Below are 692 nucleotides of genomic sequence, written 5' to 3'. Positions count from 1 at the left end.
AGCGTGATCGGGGGCAGCGCGCAGGCGGAGTCACCGGAGTGGATACCGGCCTCCTCGATGTGCTCCATCACCCCGCCCAGATACAGCTCCTGGCCGTCGTAGAGGGCATCGACGTCGATCTCGATCGCATCGTCGAGGAACCGGTCGACCAGGACCGGCCGGGACGGGCTGATCTCGGTCGACTCCGCGATGTAGGCCTCCAGCCGCGTCTCGTCGTAGACGATCTCCATCCCCCGCCCGCCCAGCACATAGGACGGCCGCACCAGCACCGGATACCCGATCTCGTCCGCGATGGCCTTGGCCTCGGCGAAGGTGGTGGCGGTGCCGTGCTTGGGGGCGGGCAGGCCCGCCTCGGCCAGCACCCGGCCGAACGCACCCCGGTCCTCCGCCGCGTGGATCGCCTCCGGAGACGTCCCCACGATCGGCACACCGTTGTCCTTCAGCGCCTGCGACAGACCCAGCGGAGTCTGGCCGCCGAGCTGGACGATCACACCCGCGACCGGCCCCGCCTGCTGCTCGGCGTGCACGACCTCCAGCACGTCCTCCAGCGTCAGCGGCTCGAAGTACAGGCGGTCGGAGGTGTCGTAGTCGGTGGAGACGGTCTCCGGGTTGCAGTTGACCATCACCGTCTCGTACCCCGCCTCCGACAGCGCGAAGGAGGCATGCACGCACGAGTAGTCGAACTCGATGCC

Annotated in this window: 1 protein-coding gene; it reads right to left on the bottom strand. The window is 69.1% G+C overall.

Features of this window, described 5'->3' with window-relative positions; genetic code table 11:
• Nucleotides 1-692, bottom strand: a 692-nt coding sequence (locus tag CCN44_RS41500) for a carbamoyl phosphate synthase preATP-grasp domain-containing protein (RefSeq protein ID WP_462509672.1), incomplete at both ends; no start/stop codon positions are given.

It is taken from the genome of Streptomyces tricolor (assembly GCF_002155905.1).
GTDB classification, from domain to species: domain Bacteria; phylum Actinomycetota; class Actinomycetes; order Streptomycetales; family Streptomycetaceae; genus Streptomyces; species Streptomyces tricolor.
This window is presented reverse-complemented; position numbering and strand designations above follow the sequence as displayed.